Origin of the sequence: Halochromatium salexigens, assembly GCF_016653295.1 — a bacterium.
GTDB lineage: Bacteria > Pseudomonadota > Gammaproteobacteria > Chromatiales > Chromatiaceae > Lamprobacter > Lamprobacter salexigens.
In genome coordinates, this window is record NZ_NHSF01000017.1 from 26,253 (window position 1) to 47,423 (window position 21,171).

17 protein-coding genes and 1 tRNA gene are annotated in these 21,171 nt (G+C 66.3%); 8 read left to right on the forward strand and 10 right to left on the reverse strand.

What is annotated here, in order from left to right:
• Window positions 1–479: 479 nt before the first annotated feature.
• From rne to CCR82_RS03000, 4 genes are all read left to right on the forward strand, one after another.
• A complete protein-coding gene (gene rne / locus CCR82_RS02985) occupies window positions 480–3,491 on the forward strand; it encodes a ribonuclease E (RefSeq protein ID WP_201243873.1) in 3,012 nt (1,003 codons plus the stop codon).
• A 92-nt stretch (window positions 3,492–3,583) separates the two neighbouring features.
• Complete coding sequence (locus CCR82_RS02990) at window positions 3,584–4,786, forward strand: sulfotransferase (protein ID WP_201243874.1); 1,203 nt, start codon at window positions 3,584–3,586, stop codon at window positions 4,784–4,786.
• A gap of 20 nt (window positions 4,787–4,806) precedes the next feature.
• On the forward strand, window positions 4,807–5,961 hold the full coding sequence (locus CCR82_RS02995; RefSeq protein WP_242513215.1) for a glycosyltransferase: 1,155 nt from the start codon (window positions 4,807–4,809) through the stop codon (window positions 5,959–5,961).
• Window positions 5,948–6,715, forward strand: coding sequence for a polysaccharide deacetylase family protein (locus CCR82_RS03000; RefSeq protein ID WP_201243876.1), 768 nt, complete (start codon window positions 5,948–5,950; stop codon window positions 6,713–6,715). The genes CCR82_RS02995 and CCR82_RS03000 overlap by 14 nt, the downstream gene beginning before the upstream one ends.
• A 17-nt stretch (window positions 6,716–6,732) precedes the next feature.
• Here CCR82_RS03000 and CCR82_RS03005 read toward each other — a convergent pair whose 3' ends face one another.
• The gene (locus CCR82_RS03005) at window positions 6,733–7,236 is read right to left on the reverse strand and encodes a low molecular weight protein-tyrosine-phosphatase (protein WP_242513216.1); all 504 of its coding nucleotides are present in this window, start codon (window positions 7,234–7,236) and stop codon (window positions 6,733–6,735) included.
• Window positions 7,237–7,645: 409 nt separating this feature from the next.
• Between CCR82_RS03005 and CCR82_RS03010 the strand changes: the two genes are divergently transcribed.
• Complete coding sequence (locus CCR82_RS03010; RefSeq protein WP_201243877.1) at window positions 7,646–7,936, forward strand: hypothetical protein; 291 nt, start codon at window positions 7,646–7,648, stop codon at window positions 7,934–7,936.
• Here CCR82_RS03010 and kdsB read toward each other — a convergent pair.
• The 8 genes from kdsB to CCR82_RS03050 all read right to left on the reverse strand — a co-directional run bounded on the left by kdsB (window position 7,893) and on the right by CCR82_RS03050 (window position 17,412).
• Complete coding sequence (gene kdsB, locus CCR82_RS03015) at window positions 7,893–8,717, reverse strand: 3-deoxy-manno-octulosonate cytidylyltransferase (protein ID WP_201243878.1); 825 nt, start codon at window positions 8,715–8,717, stop codon at window positions 7,893–7,895. The two genes, CCR82_RS03010 and kdsB, sit on opposite strands and share 44 nt — an antisense overlap.
• Window positions 8,710–9,834, reverse strand: a complete 1,125-nt coding sequence (lpxK, locus tag CCR82_RS03020; RefSeq protein WP_338073092.1) for a tetraacyldisaccharide 4'-kinase — start codon at window positions 9,832–9,834, stop codon at window positions 8,710–8,712. The genes kdsB and lpxK overlap by 8 nt, the downstream gene beginning before the upstream one ends.
• A gap of 73 nt (window positions 9,835–9,907) precedes the next feature.
• A complete protein-coding gene (gene msbA, locus CCR82_RS03025; protein WP_201243880.1) occupies window positions 9,908–11,704 on the reverse strand; it encodes a lipid A export permease/ATP-binding protein MsbA in 1,797 nt (598 codons plus the stop codon).
• Window positions 11,701–12,144 carry a biopolymer transporter ExbD gene (locus tag CCR82_RS03030; RefSeq protein WP_201243881.1) on the reverse strand — a complete coding sequence of 148 codons (444 nt, stop codon included), beginning with the start codon at window positions 12,142–12,144 and terminating at the stop codon, window positions 11,701–11,703. The genes msbA and CCR82_RS03030 overlap by 4 nt, the downstream gene beginning before the upstream one ends.
• On the reverse strand, window positions 12,141–12,770 hold the full coding sequence (locus CCR82_RS03035; protein WP_201243891.1) for a MotA/TolQ/ExbB proton channel family protein: 630 nt from the start codon (window positions 12,768–12,770) through the stop codon (window positions 12,141–12,143). Before CCR82_RS03035 ends, CCR82_RS03030 begins: the two co-directional genes overlap by 4 nt.
• Before the next feature lie 86 nt (window positions 12,771–12,856).
• Window positions 12,857–15,388, reverse strand: a complete 2,532-nt coding sequence (locus CCR82_RS03040; protein WP_338073093.1) for a DNA internalization-related competence protein ComEC/Rec2 — start codon at window positions 15,386–15,388, stop codon at window positions 12,857–12,859.
• A 40-nt stretch (window positions 15,389–15,428) separates the two neighbouring features.
• The gene (locus CCR82_RS03045; RefSeq protein WP_201243883.1) at window positions 15,429–16,175 is read right to left on the reverse strand and encodes an ABC transporter ATP-binding protein; all 747 of its coding nucleotides are present in this window, start codon (window positions 16,173–16,175) and stop codon (window positions 15,429–15,431) included.
• Window positions 16,168–17,412 carry a lipoprotein-releasing ABC transporter permease subunit gene (locus CCR82_RS03050; protein ID WP_201243884.1) on the reverse strand — a complete coding sequence of 415 codons (1,245 nt, stop codon included), beginning with the start codon at window positions 17,410–17,412 and terminating at the stop codon, window positions 16,168–16,170. The genes CCR82_RS03045 and CCR82_RS03050 overlap by 8 nt, the downstream gene beginning before the upstream one ends.
• Window positions 17,413–17,551: 139 nt before the next feature.
• Between CCR82_RS03050 and pyk the strand changes: the two genes are divergently transcribed.
• From pyk to CCR82_RS03065, 3 genes are all read left to right on the forward strand, one after another.
• Window positions 17,552–19,000 (forward strand): pyruvate kinase, encoded by a 1,449-nt coding sequence (pyk, locus tag CCR82_RS03055; RefSeq protein ID WP_201243885.1) that lies wholly within the window; start codon window positions 17,552–17,554, stop codon window positions 18,998–19,000.
• Window positions 19,001–19,088: 88 nt separating this feature from the next.
• On the forward strand, window positions 19,089–20,051 hold the full coding sequence (locus tag CCR82_RS03060) for an alpha/beta fold hydrolase (RefSeq protein ID WP_338073094.1): 963 nt from the start codon (window positions 19,089–19,091) through the stop codon (window positions 20,049–20,051).
• Window positions 20,052–20,135: 84 nt separating this feature from the next.
• Window positions 20,136–20,210: transfer RNA gene (locus CCR82_RS03065), tRNA-Val, on the forward strand.
• Between the two features lie 117 nt (window positions 20,211–20,327).
• On the opposite strand, the gene CCR82_RS03070 is transcribed toward CCR82_RS03065, so the two are convergent.
• Window positions 20,328–20,945 (reverse strand): condensation domain-containing protein, encoded by a 618-nt coding sequence (locus CCR82_RS03070; protein WP_338073095.1) that lies wholly within the window; start codon window positions 20,943–20,945, stop codon window positions 20,328–20,330.
• Window positions 20,946–21,171 lie beyond the last annotated feature (226 nt).

A 21,171-nucleotide genomic window follows, 5' to 3' on the forward strand; every position in this document is an offset into this window, starting at 1 on the left:
AGGGCGCGGTATCGCGCCCTCCGCGATGGGGAGGAGCAGCGCATCTTCCAGGAGGCGTGCCGAGGGGAGCGCATTGGATCAAGTCGTGGTCGTCCCACAAGGTCGGTCTAGCCGAGTGCCTGCTATCCAGGGCCAGATCCGCTGCGCGGCCCTGCGCCAAGCCAACAGTATGGCGCATTGTCCAACCACTGCGACACCCTGCCGTTCCCGACTCCCTACAGTTTTCAACGAGCAGCGGCTCTGGGCCGCTGACTCGACAGGGTCCTTGGCGCGCCGCGCCGGGCACCGAAAGTCAAACGAAAGCGCGTGCTTATGGCATGCCGCGGGCATCAGAGTAGGCTTGCTCGGCGCGACCCTCGCGCGAACGAGCCGCCCCGGCTCCGTAAGCGCGGCGGCACATGAAGCCGCTTGCGCGCGCAACCATGGCCGAACGAGGCTGTGGACCGCGCCTCGCGCGAAGGCGAGAGAACCGATACACGATGAAAAGAATGCTCATCAACGCAACTCAACCCGAGGAGTTGCGGGTAGCCATTGTCGATGGCCAACAATTATATAACCTCGATATCGAAAGTCCCGGGCGCGAGCAAAAGAAGGCCAACATCTACAAAGGTACCATCACCCGCGTCGAGCCAAGCCTCGAGGCCGCCTTCGTCGACTACGGCTCGGACCGCCACGGCTTCCTACCGCTGAAGGAGATCGCGCGCAGCTACTTCCGCCAGGATGCCCCGAAACCGGGCACCCGCGCCAGCATCAAGGAGCTGATCAAGGAAGGTCAGCAGGTGATGGTGCAGATCGACAAGGAGGAGCGCGGCAATAAAGGCGCGGCGCTGACCACCTTCATCTCGCTGGCCGGGCGCTACCTGGTGCTGATGCCGAACAACCCGCGTGCCGGCGGCGTCTCGCGGCGCATCGAGGGAACGGATCGCTCCGACCTGCGCGAGGTGCTGAGTCAGCTCGAACTGCCCGAGGACATGGGCTTGATCGTGCGCACCGCCGGGGTCGGCAAGAACGTCGAAGAGCTGCAATGGGATCTCAACTATCTGCTGCAGCTCTGGGATGCGATCAAGACCTCCGGCGAAGCGCGCAAGGCACCCTTCCTGATCTATCAAGAGAGCGACGTCATCATCCGCTCAATGCGCGATCACCTGCGCGTCGACATCGGCGAGATCGTGGTCGACGATGGCAGCGTCTACCAGAAGGCCGAGACCTTCATGCGTCAGGTGATGCCGAACAACCTGAAGAAACTCAGGCTCTATCAGGACGAGGTGCCACTGTTCACGCGCTACCAGATCGAGAGCCAGATCGAATCGGTGTTCCAGCGCGAGGTGCGCCTGCCCTCCGGCGGCTCGCTGGTGATCGACCAGGGCGAGGCGTTGACCTCGATCGACATCAACTCGGCGCGCGCCACCAAGGGCGCCGATATCGAGGAGACTGCGTTCAACACCAACCTGGAAGCCGCCGACGAGATCGCTCGCCAGTTGCGCCTGCGCGACCTCGGCGGTCTGTTCGTGATCGACTTCATCGACATGACCCCGGCCAAGCATCAGCGCGAGGTCGAGAACCGGCTGCGCGATGCGCTCAAGCACGACCGCGCGCGCGTGCAGGTCGCGCGCATCTCGCGTTTCGGTCTGCTCGAGATGTCGCGCCAGCGCCTGCGCCCCTCGCTCGGTGAGTCCAGCCAGCTGGTGTGCCCGCGCTGCAAGGGGCAGGGCACCATCCGCGGGGTCGAATCTCTGGCTCTCTCGGTGCTGCGCATCGTCGAGGAAGAGGCGATGAAGGACCGCACCTCGCGCATCATCGCGCAGTTGCCCGTCGAGGTCGCGACCTTCCTGCTCAACGAGAAGCGGCTCATGATCGTGCAGATCGAGGAGCGCCAGAAGGTCGACGTGGTACTGATCCCGAATCGACATATGGACACACCCGATTACCAGATCGAGCGCATCCGCGCCCAGGATACCGAACGCCTGAGCGATGGCGAGATCAGCTACGATTTGGCGGAGCGGCCAGATGCGACCGAGCCGGCTTTCGCGCGCCCGAATAGCATCCCGCGTGCGGAGGAACCAGCAGTCAAGGCCCTAGCGCCCTCGATGCCGGCACCACAACGTCACGATCCGGCCGATGACGAGCAGGCCGACACCGATACAGCTGGCAGTGCTAGTGAGCAAGGCCGGCGCACCGAGAGTGTGCTCAAACGGATCTGGACCACCCTCTTCGCGATTCCGCCCGACCAATCGCATGAAGGCACGGCGGCGGGCGATCGCTCGGCAATCGGCACAGGTCGCGCCAACGCTGCCGGGCCGCGAACCGAGAGCGCGCCCAAGAGCGCTTCGGATTCGCGCAGCTCGAAAGGTGACAGCCGCCGCGCTAGCCAAGGCACGCGCAATCAGCGCAGCGAGCGCCGCTCGCGCCGATCGAATGCGCAGCCCGATACTGCTCAGGCCGATCGCTCAACCTCGGCGAGCACCGACACTGATTCCGGATCCGGCTCTAGCACGTCGAGCGCGAACAAGGGTCAGAGTGCTACCCACTCATCCGAAGACCAGCGTTCGTCCTCTGGCAATAGCGGTAGTCAGAACACTGGCCAGAACAGCAGCCAGAGCCGACGCGGGAATTCCCGGCGCGGTTCGCGTGGCGGTCGCGGCCGGCGCAATCAGCAAAACGGCGACAGCACCCCGACAGCGGACGGCCCAAGCAACATCTCGAGCGCTGAGGCTGAATCGCAGGCCTCGACGCAGACGAGGACGCCGATCCCGGGAGCTGAATCCGCATCCAGAGCCCTGGTCGCGACCGAATCGAGTGCCTCTTCCGAGGACTCTGTGAAAGAGCGCCCAGCGAACGCGAGTGCGGCAACGGCGGAAGCCACTGAGCGACCACCCAATAACGAGCGCACCGAGGCCGCGGCAGAAGAAAGCGAAGGCAAATCGAGCAGCCGGACCCGCTCCAGTCGGCGTCGGCGCGGTGGCCGCGGTCGGCGGCGGAGTGAACATAGCGACAGCACAAGCAGCAGCGGTGATTCGCAACAAGACGCGCCGGCTGCATCGCCCAAATCGTCCGAGCCCAAATCGTCCGAGCAGGGGGCCACCGAGGTCACGTCCGCGCCAGCCTCTGCCCCTCCCGTGCAAGATCAGCAAGACAAGCCACGTCTGTCACAGCAACAGACTAACGCCAAGGCCAGCAATCAGACGACCGAAGCCGTCAGCGATAAGGGACCCGAAAGAGCCAGTCCCGCAAGCGTGGCAGCACCAGCCGAAGCCGAGCGCCAACCACCCGCTAAGCCAGACGCCGAGCCCAGCCAGCCTACCGCTGCCCCAACCACGCCCAAACTCACGGAAACGGACTCCAAGCCCGCGCAGCCTAACGCCGCCCCGACCAGGCCCCAAGGCATGGAGACGGACTCCAAGCCCAAGCCGCCCATCGCCACTCCGGAAAAGCACGAAAGCACGGAGACGAAGGCACGCAGCGACACGACAGAGCCGCAGGATCCACACTAACGTCTTCGATTTGAGCGCTAGCTGGGTTAAGATACAAGGCTGCTTACCGCCGCGCCCCGCTCCGTTCAATACCGAGACCGATCTCGCCTGCCATGCTTGAGCTCTTCCTGATCTCGACCAAGCGCTTCATCGGTCTCGTTGGAGCGAGCCTGAGTCGCTCGCCCGATGGCCAAGCGCCGCTGCGCCTGCGGCGCGTGCTGGTGATGCTGGGCTTCTTGCCGCTGTTCGCGTTCGGCCAGGCCCTGCATTGGCTCGGCTTCCTGCTCGATGATCTCTTCTTTCGCGGCTGGCGGCGGGTGTCGGTCGCGGCGCCGCTGTTCGTGCTTGGCGTGCCGCGCAGCGGCACCACGCGCCTGCATCAGGTGCTGGCGCAGGACCGGCAGTTCACCACCTTCCGCACCTGGGAATGCCTGTTCGCCCCGTCGGTGACGCAGCGTTTGTTCTTCCTCGGCCTCGCGCGCCTGGATCGGGCGATCGGAGCGCCGGTCGCGCGCCTGCTGCGGCGCATCGAGCGCCGTGCCTTCGCCGGGCTCGATGAGGTCCATCCGATGGGGCTGACGACACCGGAGGAGGACTATTTCGCCCTGATGCCGGTCCTGTCCTGTTTCATCCTCGCGTTGCCCTTCCCCGGTTTCGAGCACCTCTGGCGGGTCGGGCGCTTCGATGCCGACCTCGATCCCGCCGAGCGCCGGCGCCTGCTCGATTTCTACGAGAGCTGCCTCAAACGCCATCTCTATGTGCATGGCCCCGAGAAACGGTTGCTTTCAAAGAATGCCGCCTTCGCGCCCTGGGCGTTGAGTCTCGCCGAGCGTTTTGCCGATGCCCGCTTCCTCGTCAGCCTGCGCGATCCGCTCGAGACGGTGCCCTCGCAGCTGAGTTCGATCGGCCCTGGGCTGGCCTTCTTCGGCGTGCCCGCCGACAGCCCACCGGTGCGCCAGCGTCTGACCGCGCAGTTGGCGTTCTACTACGAGAATCTGGATCGGCTGCGCGAACGGTTGCCGGAGGAGCAACATGCCGCGCTCGGCATGCAGGATCTGCGGGGCCATCTCGGGCAAACGCTCACCGCCGTGTATCAGCGCTTTGGACTCGTCCTGTCGGACGATTTCGCCCAAGTGCTCGCGCGCGAGGATGGCCAGGCCCGGCGCTATCAAAGCAAGCATCGCTATAGCCTCGAGCAGTTTGGCCTGACGCCGGTCACCCTCGCGGAGCGTTTTGCGGCGGCCTATCGGCATCCGGTGCTGGCTGCAGCGCCCTCGCCCACCGCCGCGCTCGAGCCCCGGGTCGCCTCATGCTGAACTCCCCGCCATCCATTGCCATGTCCTCGCCCACCCTCGAGCAAGCGCCTGCCATCGATGCGCGTGGACTGCGGGTCGCGATCATCTCCGACGCGGCACCCGAGCGCAACGGCGTCGGCACCTACTATCAGGATCTCGCCGAGCACCTGAAGGCGATCGGCGCCAAGGTGGAGTTGATCTCGCCACGCTATCGAGCGAGCAGGTGGCACGGTGGCCTGGCGATGCCGATGCCTGGCGATCCGACCCAACGCTTCCTGATCCCGCGTCCCAAGCTGATCGGGCGTCGGCTCAAGCGCCTGGACCCGAATGCGATCATCATCCCGACGCCCGGCCCCTACGCGATGCTCGGCTTGCTGTTCGCGCGCCGCTACCACGCGCGGCTAGTGGTCGGCTTCCATACCCATTTCGAGCGACTGGCGGCGCTGAACAACCATTGGCGTCTGTTCGGCATCCTCGCCCAGACCTATCTCAACACCTGTCACCGCGCACTGTTCAAGGCCAGCCATCTGGTGCTGGCGAACTCCGATGACATGCTCGAGGTCGCCCGTTCCATCGGCGCGACCCATGTGGGGCTGATGGGCACGCCGATCCCGAAACGCTTCCTCGATGAGCCCGTGAGTCCCTTGCGGGACCGGATCGAGCGCGTGCTCTTCGCCGGCCGGCTCGCCCCGGAGAAGAATCTCGGCGCCGTGATCGAGGCCGCCGAAGCGCTTCCGCAACTGCACGTCCAGATCGCCGGCGATGGCCCGCTGCGTGACTGGGTCGAGCAAGAGGCCGAGCGGTTGCCGAACCTCGAGTACGTCGGCTGGGTGCGACGCCAGCAGATCCTGCCGTTGATCGATCAGACTGACCTGCTGGTGCTGCCCTCGACCATCGAATCCTTCGGCACCATCGCCCTCGAGGCCCTGGCGCGCGGGCGCTTGGTGGTGGTCTCCTCGCAGTGCGGCATCCTGAGCTGGGATCTGCTCAATCGCGCGCTGTTCCAGATGCGCGGCGAGGAAACGCTATCCACTGTCCTCGAGCGCGTCTGTGCGCTGGATCGCGGCATGCTCGAACGCAAGGCGGTGCTCGGCCGCGAGGCCGCGCGCGAGATCAATGACCGCAATCTGCGTCATTGGCTCTCAGTGCTGCGCGATCAAGATCCGCGTGGGCTCGAGCAGTATGAAGACCGCTGAGCAGCGGCCAACGGCGCCGCCACCGCGCGCGCTGATCTCGGTGCACGATCTGATGCCGGAGACGCTACCGGCGGTGCTCCGCACCCTGCAGCGACTCGAGCATCATCAATGCGCGCCGGTCACCCTGCTCGTGGTGCCCGGCCGCGACTGGGACCGCGCCGCGCTCGCGACGCTGCGCAGTCTGCAACGCGATGGCTACCGGCTCGCCGGACATGGCTGGCGGCATCGGGCCGAGACCTTTGGCGGCCTCTATCATCGGCTCCACGGCCTGTTCCTGTCGCGCCGTGTCGCCGAGCATCTGGCTCTCGATGAGGCTGGCATCATCGCGCTGATCCAGCGCTGCCATGCCTGGTTCGGCGATCACGGCTTGGAGTCGCCCGCGCTCTATGTGCCGCCGGCCTGGGCCATGGGCCGGATCTCGCTCGCGCGCTTGCGCGACACCTGTCCCTTTCCGCTCTACGAGCGTTTCGATGGGGTCATCGATATCGCCGCCGGGCGCGTGCAGCACCTCCCCCTGCTCGGCTACGAGGCCGACCATGCGTTCCGGGCACCGATCCTGCGGCTTTGGAATCGTTGGAATTGGCGGCGCGCCCGGCGTCAGGGGCGGCCGATCCGCATCGGTATCCATCCGCGCGACATCGAGCTTGCCCTCGCCCATGACCTCGAGTGCGATCTCGCGCGCGCGCTCGTGCCCATTGCCTACGACAGCCTGAGCGGTGCGGCGGCGGCGGCGACGGCCACAGGCTCGGCCTAGACGCGCACGCGTTCGCGCTAGGCACGGGTGAGATGCTCGCGGCGAATCGCCTCGAGCAGGCCACGCGAGGCCGCATCGACCATATCGAACACGGCCTCGAAGCCATTCGCCCCCCCATAGTAGGGGTCCGGCACCTCACGTTGTCCGAGCTGTGGCGCGTAGTCCATGAACAGCCGTAGCCGCCCTTCGAAGCCGCTCGGGCAGAGCGCCGACAGCGCTCGATGGTTCGCCTTGTCCATCGCCAGGACATAGTCGAAGCGCTCGAAATCCTCGGCCACCGCCCGCCGCGCACGCTGGAGCGAGAGATCGATCCCGCGCCGCTGAGCGGTCTCGCGCGCGCGCGCATCCGGCGGCTCGCCGACGTGATAGGCATGGGTGCCAGCCGAATCGATCTCGATCAGGTGCGAGAGGCCCTCCTCGATCACATGTTTGGCGAACACTCCTTGCGCGGTTGGCGAGCGGCAGATATTGCCCATGCACACGAACAGCACACGGATACGAGGGTGAAAGCGTTGATTCATCGATTCTTTCATCATTGAGTTGATCCTGGTACATGGGGACGCTTGACGGACAGCGCGAACAGCGTCGGGGCTAGAAGCGCACTTCTTTGGTGCAAACGCGCGCAGGGCTGATCCAATCGGTACCTACTCGTCCCCCTTCGATTCCATGCCTTTTCATCGGGTTTTAGCGCCGCCGCCCTTCACCTGAGTGCCTGGCGTCGGCCGGTTGGCGGGTCGAGAGAGGCGGCCAAAAAAGTTGGCATCGATACTGCCTGGTCAAAGGCGAGGCGGAAACCTCCCTCTCTGCCCTTTCCGTCCTCTGACCTCCTCAGTGGTGAATTGCCCCGTAGCCTTGCGGGGCATTTTTTTTGCGACCACCGCAACCATATACAGCAGTTTCAATACTCAGGATTGACGTTCGAGACTGCCGATGATCGACCATGCCTTCACCCACCGCTTGCGCGCACTGATCGGCCGCAATTGCTGCTACTTCGGTCGCGATTGCCGGATCGTCGAGATCCTCGCGGAGACCGACAGTGATCAGGGCCATTTGGTTCTCGAGGCCTTCGATCAGCTACCGCCGATCCAGACCGACCAATTCGGCCAAGCGGTGTTCCGCGCCAACGAGCACATCGAGGTCCCGATCCATGGCGCTCAGGGCGACGTCTCCGACGAACTCATGCATCTGCTCGACGCTCTTCAGGCGACCCACGCGCGCTGACCCGCAGCCACTCTGTCACGCGCTGCACATCATCCGGCGTATCCACCCCAGGCCCCGGCACCATCGCCGCCAGCGAGACATGGATGCGCTCGCCCTGCCAGAGCACGCGCAGTTGCTCCAGCGATTCGGCCTGCTCGAGTGGCGCTGCGGGCCAGCCGACGTAGCGCGCCAGAAAGCCGGCGCGGTAGGCATAGAGACCGATATGGCGAAGGAACGGGACGCCTTCGGGCAGGTGCTGGCGATCGCGTAGAAAGGCATCGCGAGGCCAGGGCACCGGTGCGCGGGTGAAATAGAGCGCATAGCCCTGGCCATCGGTCACCACCTTGACCACATGCGGATCGAACAGCGCCTCGGCGTCCTCAATGCCGCAGGCCAGGGTCGAGAGGCCCGCATCCGCATGCTCGGCCAGGCCGCGCGCGACCTGATCGATCAGGATCGGCGCGATCCCCGGTTCATCGCCCTGCAGGTTGACGATGATCGCCTCCGAGTCCCAGCCGCGACGCTCGGCGACCTCGGCGAGCCGTTCCGAACCGCTGCGATGATCCGCGCGCGTCATCACCACCTCGGCGCCGAAACCGGCGCAAACCTCGGCGATGCGCGCATCATCGGTGGCGATCAACACCTCAGCCGCCGCACTGGCGCAGGCGCGTTCCCAGACCCAGCCGATCAGCGGCCGCCCACCGATCTCGATCAGCGGCTTACCCGGCAAGCGGGTGGCGCCATAGCGGGCCGGGATCACGACGCGAAAGGGGGGTGCGTGCGCCTCCTTCTGCTCAATCATCAGTGCCTCCAGGAAAATCCCCAAGCCGATCCCCAAGCTGATCCAGGGCCGCATCCAGTGCGTCGACGAAGGCCGCTCCAGGGACCGCCGTCACCGGCACGAACCACTGATCGGGCCCCGCGAATGCACGACATTTCACCGCATCCTTCTCAGTCATCAGCACCGGCCCCTTGGGCCAGTGTTCGAGATCGGCGGCATTGAACCGATGATGATCTGGATAGGGGCGCGGTTCGATCTCGAGCCCGAACCCGCGCAACAGCGCAAAGAAGCGCTGTGGATGCCCGATGCCGGCGACCGCCGTCACGGGCTGCCCGAACCAGCTTGCCGACGCGCGTTGACAGGCCGGATCGCGCAGGTTCACCGCCGCCCCCGGCTCCAGTTGCATTTGGAACCCATCGGTGTTGGCGCCCCCGTCGGCGTCGGCGATCCCATCAGCGTCGGCGGTCTCATCAGCGCCGGGTCCGCCGTTATTGATCACCAGATCGACCTCATGGCGGCGCGCAATCGGCTCGCGCAGCGGTCCTGCGGGCAGGCAGCGACCATTGCCGAAGCCGCGCAGCCCATCGACGACCAGGATCTCGAGTTGCCGACGCAGTCGCTCATGTTGCAGTCCATCGTCGCTCAGCACGCGATTGCAGCCAAACTCCTCGACCAGCACGCGCGCGGCGGCCACCCGATCGCGACCGACCACCACCGGGCAGCGCGCGCGCTGAGCCAGCAACACCGCCTCGTCACCGAATTCACTCGGGTCGGCATCGCCGGTCACCCGGCGCGGCCGTCGTGCTGTCTTGCCGCCTCGCTCACTCCCTGGCGCGCCATACCCCCGCAGCACGATACCCGGCCGCTCGCCACGCGCGATCAGGTGCTCGGCCAACCAGAGCACGAGCGGCGTCTTGCCGGTACCGCCGACGGTCAGATTGCCGACCACGATCACCGGCACGGACACCGCATGAGAGGCCAGCCAGCCGCGCGCATAGGCCCAGCGCCGCAAGCGCGCGCTGGCACAGTACAGCCCGCCGAGCGGCGCCAACAAAGTGCCGAGCCAATGCCCCTGATACCAGACCTGTTCCGACAGCCGTGCCAGCGTCAATGCGAGGCGACGCGCGAATCCCTTCACGGCCGCCCTCGCCAAGTGCCGCGAACCGGCAAGGCGTCCAGCTCGCCGTCGTGCGCGCTGGGCGGCATTCAGGTTAGTCGGGATCAACCCCAACCTCGGCGAACTGCATCCGGTGTAGGCGGGCATAGTACCCCCCGCGCGCCATCAGCTCAGCGTGCGTGCCACGCTCGACGATGCGACCGGCGTCCAGCACCAGGATCTCGTCGACATGCTCGATGGTCGACAACCGATGCGCGATCACCAGCGTCGTGCGATGCCGCATCAGAGCCGACAAGGCGGCTTGGATATGGCGCTCGGCCTCGGTATCCAGCGCCGAGGTCGCTTCATCCAGCACCAGGATCGGCGCATCCTTGAGCATCGCGCGGGCAATCGCGATGCGCTGGCGCTGCCCGCCCGAGAGCAGCACGCCCCGATCGCCGACCAGAGTATCCAGCCCCTGCGGCAAGGCGTCGATGAACGCGCTCGCGTGCGCCGCCTCGGCGACACGTTCGATCTCGGCGCGGCTCGCCGAACCCTGCTGACCATAGGCGATGTTGTTGGCCAAGGTGTCGTTGAACAGCATCACGTCCTGGGTCACCAGCGAGATCTGCGCGCGCAGACTGGCCAGGGTCAGCTGCCGAAGATCGACGCCATCGATCAGCACCTGCCCCTCGGTGGGATCATAGAAACGCGGCAGCAGGCTGGCGATGGTCGACTTGCCGCTGCCCGAGCGCCCGACCAGCGCCACGCTGCGCCCCGGCTCGATGACCAGATTCAGCGCCTCGAGCACCGGCCCCTTGCTCGGATCATAGGCATGGGTCACCTGCCGGTATTCGACCCGTCCCTCGGCGCGGGTGAGCACCTGCTCGCCGGTATCGGTCTCGATCTCGCTGTCGATCAGCTCGAACAGGCTCTCGGCGGCGACGATGCCACGCTGCAGGTGTGAGTTCACCGCCGTCAGCCGTTTCACCGGCGGCAGCAGCAGGCCCATGGCGACGATGAACGACATGAAGGTGCCGACGGTGATGTCCTCGCGCAGGCCCTGCAGCGTCGAGAGATAGACGATGACGCCGATGGCGATGGCGGCGATCAACTGCACCAGGGGTACGCTGATCGAATCGGTGGCGACGATCTTCATCTGCAAGGAGCGGGTCTTTTCGTTCACGGCGGTGAAGCGGCGGGTCTCGTAGTCCTCGCCGCCGAAAGCCTTGACCACCCGATGCGCTTCGATCACCTCTTGGGCCGCGTGCGAAAGCGAGCCCATGCGCTCCTGCACCCGTTTGCCATAGTGGCGAAAACGCTTGGTCGCATATTTGATCGCCACCGCCATCGCGGGCGCGACCAGCAGGAAGATGGCCGAGAGCGCCGCATCGATATAGAGCATGTAGAGGATCAACGCCAGCGCCGTGAAACCATCGCGCACCAAGGTCGTCAAGGCCGAGGTGGACGCGTTGGCGACGTTCTCGACGTTGTAGGTGAACTTGGCAATGAGCTGGCCCGAGCCATGGTGATCGTAATAACGCGCCGGGGCCCGCAGCAGATGGTCGAACATCTGCTGGCGCAGATCCGCCACCACCCGGCGCCCCACCCATTTCAAACAATAGGTATTGACGAACCCCGCCAGACCGCGCACCAGGAAGATGCCGACCAGCACGAACGGCATCAGGCGCACCACGTCCGGGTCGCGCTCGACGAAACTGCCATCGAGCAGCGGTTTGATCATGGCCGCGAACAGGGGCTCGGTCAGCCCAAAGATCAGCATGCCGACGATCGCGATCGCGAACATCTTGCGGTACGGATGCACATAGCCCAGCAGACGCCGATAGATCAGGCGGGCCGAGGCCTCGCCCGGCCGGCTGAAGACGGCACCGACGCCGGTCGCCGAGGTCATGGCGCGGGCCCCATCGTTGCGTCACCCGGACGCTGACGGGCGGCAAAGGCCACCTGCGTCAGCCCCAACTGGCCGGCCGCGTCGAGTACGGTCATCACCGCCTGATGCGGGGTGCGCGCATCGGCCTTGATCACCACCGGCAGCCCGCGCTCGGCGCCCACTGCGTCGCGCAGCGCGCGTTGCAGCGTCTCGAGATCATTGCCGGCCAACGCCTGGCGGTTGACATAGAAACGCCCGACGCGATCGATCATCACCTCGACCAGGTCGATCTCCTCGGCCGGCACCGCCTTGGCATCGGCCTCCGGGAGCTGCAAGCGCAGCCGCCCCTCATCGCGAAAGCTGGTCGTGACCATGAAGAAGATCAGCAGCAGGAAGACGACGTCGACCAAGGGGGTCAGATTGATCTCGGGGATCTCGCGGCGATGCGGGCGCAGGTTCACGGCATCTCCCCATCGGCGGCCTCGCGCTCGCCCTGCATCACCTCGATCAGGCGCAGCGCCTGCTCCTCCATGCCGACCACCAGCTTGTCGACATGGCTGATGAAATAGCGATGGAACATCAGCGCCGGGATCGCCACCGAGAGCCCGGCGGCGGTGGTGATCAAGGCCTGCGAGATGCCGCCGGCGAGCACACCGGGATCGCCGACACCGACGTCCATGATGACGCTGAATACATCGATCATGCCAATCACGGTGCCCAAGAGCCCGAGCAAAGGGGTCACTGCGGCGATGGTGCCGAGCGTGCTCAGGTAACGCTCCATGCCGGAGACCACATGGCGGCCGGTTTCCTGAATCGCCTCCTTCATCACCTCGCGCGCGTGGAAGCGGTTGACCAGTCCGGCGGCGAGCATGCGCCCGAGCGCCGAGCCCCGGCGGATGGCATCGATGCGTTCGTCGTCGAGCTGTTGGTGTTGCTGCCACTGCCAGATCTGGGTCACCAGGCCATCGGGCATGATGCGCTGGCGGCGCAAGGCCCAGAAGCGCTCGATGACGATGGCCATCGCCGCCACTGAGCACAGCAGGATTGGTACCATCAGCCAGCCGCCGGCCTTCAGCAGATCGAGCACTAGGGGGTTGCCTCGCAACGCAAGTGAGTCAATGAGATCAGACCGGGCATCATAACGCACTGCAAAACCATCGGGCCGGGATCACCTCAAGGGCTGCTCCGAGGCGGGATCGCGGGCGCGGGATGATGACGCCACAGCCGATCCGCTCGCTCGCGATAGGGAGGCTCCAGGCGCAACCCCGCCTGCGGATCGACCGAGAACGCAATGGCACCGGCGCTCGCCGTGTCCAGGCTCGCGGCGCCCGAGGCGATCACGCGCTCGCGCACGGAGGCGGCTGGAAAACCGTAGCGGTTCTTCCACCCCATGGTGAAGAGCACCAACCGCGGCGACACCCGCGCCAGAAAAGGCTCCGTCGTCGAACTCGCGCTGCCATGATGGGCCGCGATTAGCACCTCGGCGGCCAAGGCATCGCCCTCGCGTTGCAGCAACTGCCGCTCGACCTTGGCCTCCGCGTCTCCGGGCCAGAGCAGCGCGGTCCCGCCGACCGAGACCCGCAGCACGCACGAGCGATCGTTGCCGCTTCCGGTCGTATCCACGGGATGCAGGATCGCAAAATCGACGCCATCCCAATGCCAACGCTGGCCGCGTCGACAGGCATCCACGGGGACATCGACAAGGAGTCCGCTCGGCGCGCCTTTGCTCTCGCCCTCGTCCTTGCTTTCAGCCCCGATCTCGGCCCGAATCTCCTCGGGTTCACCACTGAGGATGCGCCGTGCCGGCACCGCATCGAGCAGCCCCCGCAGGCCGCCGGCATGATCCAGATCCGCGTGCGAGATGATCAGCAGATCGATGCGGTCGATGCCCCGGTGGCGCAGATAGGGCGCAACCACCGCCTCGCCGGTATTGAAGCCACTGCGAAAACGCGGCCCGGTGTCATAGACCAGCGTATGGCGATGGGTACGCAGCACGCCGGCGAGGCCTTGGCCGACATCCAAGAGCGTGACCTGCAGCTCACCGGGCGCCGGCGCCGGCGGGCGCACCAGCCACAGCGGCAGCAGCAGCACGGCACCGAGCCAACGTCCGGGGATGCCGCGCGGTGCCAGCAACAACAGGGTGCCCACACCGGCGATCAGCCAAACCCAGCCCGGCCGGCCGCCGAGCATGAGCGTGGCCCAAGGCAGATCCGCCGCCCAAGCCAGCAGCGCATAGCCGTGCGTCAGCAGCTCATCGACGGCGCGCAGCGGCCAGCCCCAGCCACTGAGCAAGAACGCCAAGGTCGCGAGCAGGATGACCGGCAACAAGAGCCCGAACAGCGGCACCGCGAGCAGATTCACCAGCGGCGCGATCAGCGAGGCCTGGCCGAAGAAGGCGATCAGCAGCGGCAGCAGCCCGAGCGCGACCGCCCATTGCGCCGCGCCCCAACGCGCGATCCAGCCCGGTGGCCCGAGCCGCCAGCCGAGCGCATAGAGCAGCACGGCAACGGCGCCGAACGAGAGCCAAAAGCCGTAGTCCAAGACCGCCGCCGGATCGACCAAGAGCACCGCCGCCAGCGCCAGCAGCAATGCGCTCCCAGCGCGCAAGGTGCGACCCGCGACCACGGCGATCAACACCACCGCCAGCATCACCAAGGCACGCTGGGTCGAGACCGAAAAGCCCGCCAGCGCGGCATAGCCGAAAGCCGCCGCGAGCGCGGCCAGCGCTCCGGCACGCGGCGCCGCGATCCATAGCGCCAAGCCAGGCAGCAAGGCCCAAGCGCGCCTCACCAACAGGAACAGGGCACCCGAGACCAAACCGACATGCAGCCCGGAGATGGCGATCAGATGCGAGGTACCGGTGCGCGAGAACACGCCCCATTGCGCCGGCGTCAGCGCGCCGCGATCGCCGATCACCAGCGCCGGTAGCAAGGCTGCGCCAACCCCCTCGGGCAAGGCCTGCTGCAAACGCGCGCGCAAGTGCTGTCGCCAGCGGTCCAGCCAGTAGCGCCCGGCACCTGACGCGAGCCGCTGCGGGGCTGGTTCGGCGCGCACATAGCCGGTCGCCTTGATCCGTTGTCGAAACAGCCAGCGCTCATAGTCGAAGCCGCCGGGATTGACGAAGCCATGCGGTGACTTGAGGCGGACCGTGAAACGCCATCGCTCACCGGCCATCAGCGCTGGCGCATCCTGGTACCAGGACAGGCGCACGCGGCCGCTGAAGTCGATTGGCTCGCCAGCCTGGCTCAGGCGCTCGACTTCGAACAGGAAGCGCGTGCGCTCGGGCGTGGCATCCGGCAGCGAAGCGATGCGTCCGACGATGGTCACATCCTGCTGCGCCAGCGCCTCCGGAAACGGCGCGCACAGCACCGCGCAGACCCAAAGATGCGACCAACAGAGGCCAAGCACCAAGGCCGCAAGCGGCTCCACCAGCGGCCCCAGCCCCACCTGCGGCCAAGCGAGCCGATGCAGCATGCGCCCGCTGAGTAAGCGCAGCACTACGAGCAGCAGCACCAAGGCCAAGAGCACGGGCCATGGCAGCGGCTCGCTGGCGAGGAAATAGCCACCCGCGCCGAGCGCAAAGCCAAGCCCGATCGACGCCAGCCCCGGGCCTGCCGCCGAGCCCTTGTCCTGAGCTGGCTCAGGCTCTAGTTCAGGCGCTGGCCGCCGAGCCCTAGTCGCGTCCTCAAGCGTTCGTTTGCGCACCTGACCCATGCGCACCTGACCCAGCGGCGGCGCGCCCGCCTCAGGCGGCCTCGACCAACCGCCCCTCGTCCAAGCGCCAGACCTGATCGGCGCGCCCCGCCAGCGCCGGATCATGAGTCACGATCACGATGCTGGTGCCGATCTCGGCGTTCAGCTCCAACATCAGGTCATAGACGGCTTCCGCGGTCTGTCGGTCGAGATTCCCGGTGGGCTCATCGGCGAGCACGCAGGCCGGATGCGTCACCAATGCCCGCGCGATCGCGGCACGCTGGCGCTCGCCACCGGAGAGTTCAGACGGCTTGTGCGCCTCGCGATGGCCCAGCCCGACGCGGCCGAGCATCGCCGCCGCCGCGTCCCTGGCCGCCGCCGCGTCCCTGGCCGCTGCCGGCGCGCTGCCACGGATCAACAACGGCATGGCGACGTTCTCCAGCGCGGTGAACTCGGCGAGCAGATGATGGAACTGGTAGACGAAGCCGAGCTGGCGATTGCGCAGCTCGCCGCGCACCCGCTCCGAGAGCCCCATCGCCGCCCGCCCCGACCAGAACACCTGCCCGCTCGTCGGCTGCTCCAGGCCTCCGAGGCAATGCAGCAGGGTGCTCTTGCCCGAGCCCGAGGCGCCGATGATCGCCATCCGCAGACCAGCGGGCACCACCAGATCGATGCCGCGCAGCACCTCGACATCGAGCGGGCCCTGGCGAAAGCGTTTGCCGACGCCGCGCGCCTCGAGCACCGGCGTCGTCACCGTGGTTTCGCTCACCACGGCATCACTCACAGCGGCTTCATTCATAACGCAGCGCCTCCGCCGGGTCCGTGCGTGCCGCGCGCCAAGCCGGATACAGGGTCGCCAGCACCGTCATCGAGAAGGCCCCGAGCGCGATTCGAATCACATCCTCGGCGCGCACGTCCGAGGGCAAGACGCTGATGTAATAGATGCCTGGGTCCAGGAAATGGACATCGAACAGGGACTCGATCGAGGCGACGATGGCCTCCACGTTCCAGCCGAGCAGCACCCCACCGATCACCCCAAGCAAGGTGCCGAAGACGCCGATCGCGGTACCTTGCACCATGAAGATCGCCATGATGCGCCCCGGTGAGGCACCGAGCGTGCGCAGCACGGCAATATCGGCACGCTTGTCGGTGACCACCATCACCAGCGTCGAGACGATATTGAACGCGGCCACGGCGACGATCAAGAACAGGATGATCGACATCATCCGCTTCTCGGTGCGCAGCGCGGCGAAGAAGTTGCGATGGACCTGGGTCCAGTCGGAGACGCGGTAGGGTCCATCCAATGCATATTGGATCTCGCGCGCGATCATCGGCGCGTCCCACATATCGGTCAGCTTCAACCGCACACCCTCGGCGGCCTCGCCGAGGCGCATCAAGCGGGCCGCATCCTCCATGTGCATGAAACCGGCGCCGCGGTCGTAATCGGACATGCCGACCTCGAACAGGCCGACGACGGTAAAGGCTTTCAGGCGCGGCATCACCCCGACCGGTGTTGCGTTCAACTGCGGGGTCACCACCGTGACCTGATCGCCGAGCCCAACGCCGAGCACGGCCGCCAGCTCGCGGCCGAGCACAATGGTGAACTCACCCGGCATCAGCGCATCGACCGAGCCCGCGATCATGTCCTGTCGCAACTCCGAGACCGCGTTCTCCTGGACCGGCAGGATGCCGCGCAGCAAGGCCGCCTGGGTTTTCCCGGCATGCATCAGCATCGCCTCGATCTCGACGAAGGGCGCGGCGCCGATCACATCCGGGTGCTGGCTCAGCTCGTCGACCAGCTCCTGCCAATCGCTGATCCCGCGTGGATCGGACAGGGTCGCATGCGAGGCCATGCCGAGGATGCGCTCCTGGATCTCCTTGTGGAAGCCGTTCATCACTGAGAGCACGACGATGAGCGCGACGATCCCGAGCATGATCCCGAGCATCGAGATCAGCGAGATGAAGGAGATGAAGTGATTGCGCCGCCGCGCACGGGTGTAGCGCAGGCCGACGAACAATGAGAAGGGGCGGAACATGGGCGCGGATGAGGCCAGGAAGCGGGCGTGCAGGATAGCAGGGATCGGCGGGCGCTGCGGTCAAAAAGTGGCAAAGGCTTTGCTTTAGACTGTGTGCATCCGTGGCCTGTCGCCACCTGCTGTACCCCGAGTATTTCCCATGTTGATACCGAATCGAAAGACCAAGATCGTCGCCACCATCGGCCCGGCCTCCGACCAGCCCGAGGTGTTGCGTGCACTGATCCGCGCCGGGCTCGATGTCGCCCGCCTCAACTTCTCGCACGGCAATCCGGACTATCACGCCGAGCTGATCAACGCCATCCGCGAGGCGGCGCTCGAGGTCGGGCGCCGGGTCGCGATCATGGGCGATCTGCCCGGCCCGAAGATGCGTATCGGCGATCTCGACGAGGAGCCGATCGAGCTGGTGCGCGATCAGCGCTTCACCCTCACCACCGAACCCGGCGTCGGTCAGGCCGATCGCGTCAGCATCACCTTCCCCGACCTGCCGGCGGCGGTCAAGCCCGGCGATCGGCTGTTCCTGAACGATGGCTTCATCCTGCTCAAGGTGGTCGAGGTCAGCGCGACCGATGTGATCTGCAATGTGCGCGCCGGGGGTGAACTCAGCTCGCGCAAGGGCTTGAATCTGCCCGGCATCGACCTCGGCATCTCGGCCTTCACCGAGGACGATCATCGCTGGCTGCATTTCGCCGCCGAGCACCATTTGGATGCGGTGAGCCAATCCTTCGTCGCCAGCGCCGCCGACCTCGAGGCGGTGCGCACGGCCGCGCAAGCGCTCGACTACGCCCCCTTCATCATCGCCAAGATCGAGCGCGCCTCGGCCCTGGAAAATCTCGACAGCATCCTCGAGGCCGCCGACGGCATCATGGTCGCGCGCGGTGACCTCGGTGTGGAGATCCCGATCGAGACCATCGCCGTCGCCCAGCGCCGCATCACCGAGCAGGCTAATCTGCTCGGCAAGCCGGTGATCACTGCGACCCAGATGCTCGAGTCCATGGTCAAGCTGCGCCGCCCGACCCGGGCCGAGGCCACCGATGTGGCCAACGCCATCCTCGGCGGCACCGACTGCGTGATGCTCTCGGCCGAATCCGCGATGGGGCGCTTCCCGATCGAATCGGTGCAGATGCTCGCCAGCATCGCCGCCGCCATCGAGCCCGAACGCGATAACCGTCTGCTCGCCCAAGCGCTCGGCGCCTACGGCGATGGCGGCCCGCTGCGCGCGGTCGACCTGATCGCGCGCAGCGTCTATCACACGGTCGAGCGCAGCGCCCCGCAAGCGGTCATCGTGCCGACGCGCAGCGGCAACACCGCGCGCAGCATCGCCCGCTTCCGCCTCCCCTGCTGGGTCATCGCCTTCAGCCCGGTGCCGAGCACCAGCCAGACCCTGAAATTCTCCTATGGGGTGTTGGCGGTGGATGTCGATGGGGATCTGCCCGACTGGAGCGAACACGTGCGCTGCTGGCTCGCCGAGCAAGGCATCGACGACGGGCTCGCGCTGCTGACCCAGGGGCCGTCCGAGGAGCACCCCTGCGGCAACCATCGGCTCGAGATCATGGAGTTGGGCGCGCGTCGCAATCCCGCCTGTCACTAGGGCGCGTCTCGGACACGCTCATCGGTGCCGCCTCCAAGCACCAACCCTCACCCGTTGATCGGCGCCGCGCGCGCCGCCCTGAGTAGCCGTGACCACTACCGATATTCCGTCTCCCGAAGAAGTCACTCTCGAACAGCTCGAATTCGCCACCACTGCGTCTGGTCGGCGCATCGCCTTCTCGCAACTGGGCGCCGCCGACGGTCAGCCACTGATCTACGCCCACGGCTTTCCGAGCTCGCGGCGCGAGGCCTGGCTGTTGCGCGACGCCGCCCGCGCGGTCGGCGCGCGCGTCATCAGCCTCGACCGCCCCGGCTACGGCGACAGCGATCCCGACCCCAAGCGACGGATCACCGACTGGCCCGACGACGTCCTCTGCGTCGCGGACGCGCTCGGCCTCGAGCGCTTCGGCTTGATCGGCGTCTCTGGTGGCGGCCCCTATGTGCTGGCCTGCGCCTGGCGCCTCGCGCAGGCCGAGGCCGAATCGCAGAGTCTTGAGCCACAGGGCCTGCAAGGGCGCCTCACGCGCTGCGGCTTGGTCTGCCCCTTGGGTCCGATCTACCGCGACGAACAGCTCGAGCAGATGCACTGGGCGGCGCGGACGAACCTGCGCATTGGTCGACAGGGCGACTGGCTCACCGATCTGGTGTTCGGTGGCCCCACCACCGCCATGCTCGAGCGTTGGCCGGCCTTGGTCGAGAACACCCGCAGCCTCGTCGCGCCGGCGGCCGATCGCGCCGTGCTCGCCGAGCCCGAGACCAATGCCGTGCTCAACCGCACCATCGCCGATGCCATGCGCAACGGCGCGCCCGGCGCGCGCCGGGATCTCTATCTCTACACCCACGACTGGGACATCGACTTCCAGCGGATCGCCCTGCCGATACGCCTCTGGCACGGCCAAGCCGATGGCACCGTCTCCATCGACCATGCGCGCTGGTATGCCGAGCAGCTCCCCCATGCCACCCTCACCGAGCTTGCCGATGAGGGCCATTATTCGGTGCCGTTTCGCTACAGCCGGGCGATCCTCGCAGAGCTGATCGAACCGGTGACTTGAGAACTTGAGATTTCGCGCTTTGCAAGCCGGTTCGATTTGACCGCCAGCGAAGTGCCGGCTATCCTTCTCGCCTGCCCGCATCCAGGGCGCGTAGCTCAGTGGGAGAGCACTGCCTTCACACGGCAGGGGTCGCTGGTTCGAACCCAGCCGCGCCCACCATTAAATTCAAGCAGTGATCCTGTTTCCTGTCTTCGTCCAAATCGGTTGCGTGATGCGATCATGACACGCGATCAAGATTGGTGACGGCGCTTCTGATGCGTTCGGGGGCTAGACTGTTTAGCGACCGGTGACATGCCGGCCGGCAGCGTCCGTCGCTAAGCGCGCGGGAGCCAGGGCATCGTAATCGGCCTCGAAACCGGCGGCGAGTAGGGCTTCGCGGAGCGGTGACTCCAGCGCTGGCAGGCCATCGATATGTTGTATCAGCAGCCGCTTACGACCGGCTGAGGGCTCCCGCAGCAAGGCTGCCAGCGCCAACTCGAGTTCATTGCAGCCAATCTGATCCGGCGCCTCGGTGCGCACGCGATGCCGATAACCGGTCAGCACGTTCTCCGAGCGGGTAAGCCGGAACAGAAACAGATGGAAGGCGAACAACAGCAGATGATCCAGCCCGATGCCAAGCTCGCTGGCGAGCTTGTCCAACCTCCGGCGCGTCGACTCCAGCAGGCTCATGCTGAACTGGTTCTCCTCGAGATGGGTTTCGATCCGCGGCGGGCGCCATTCGAAGGCCGTATCGCGCAGTAGCTTGGACCAGAAGCGCAAGCTCTCGGCGGACCGATCCGGATCGGCAACGCGCGCGGCCTCTTCTTGCAGAAGCAACGACTGCGCCAGCGCTAGCTGCTCCGGCAACGGCTCGCCGCGATACGCGCGCGCCAGCGCTCGGAACAGCGGTCGCAGTCAGAAGCGATCCAGGATCAACGGATGGCAAACGAACACCAGTTAGGCCGCCTCGCGGCTCTGGATCAGCGAGAACTGATAGGGGGCGCCGCTATTGAGCAGCAATTCCAAATTTGAAACCCTCATGTTACCAGTAGCTTTTCTGAAAGCGGTTGAAACTTGAGTTGTTAGCCGATGGTTCTCAAGCCCACCCCCACAGCCACACCGACGCCCCCGGTGTTCGCTA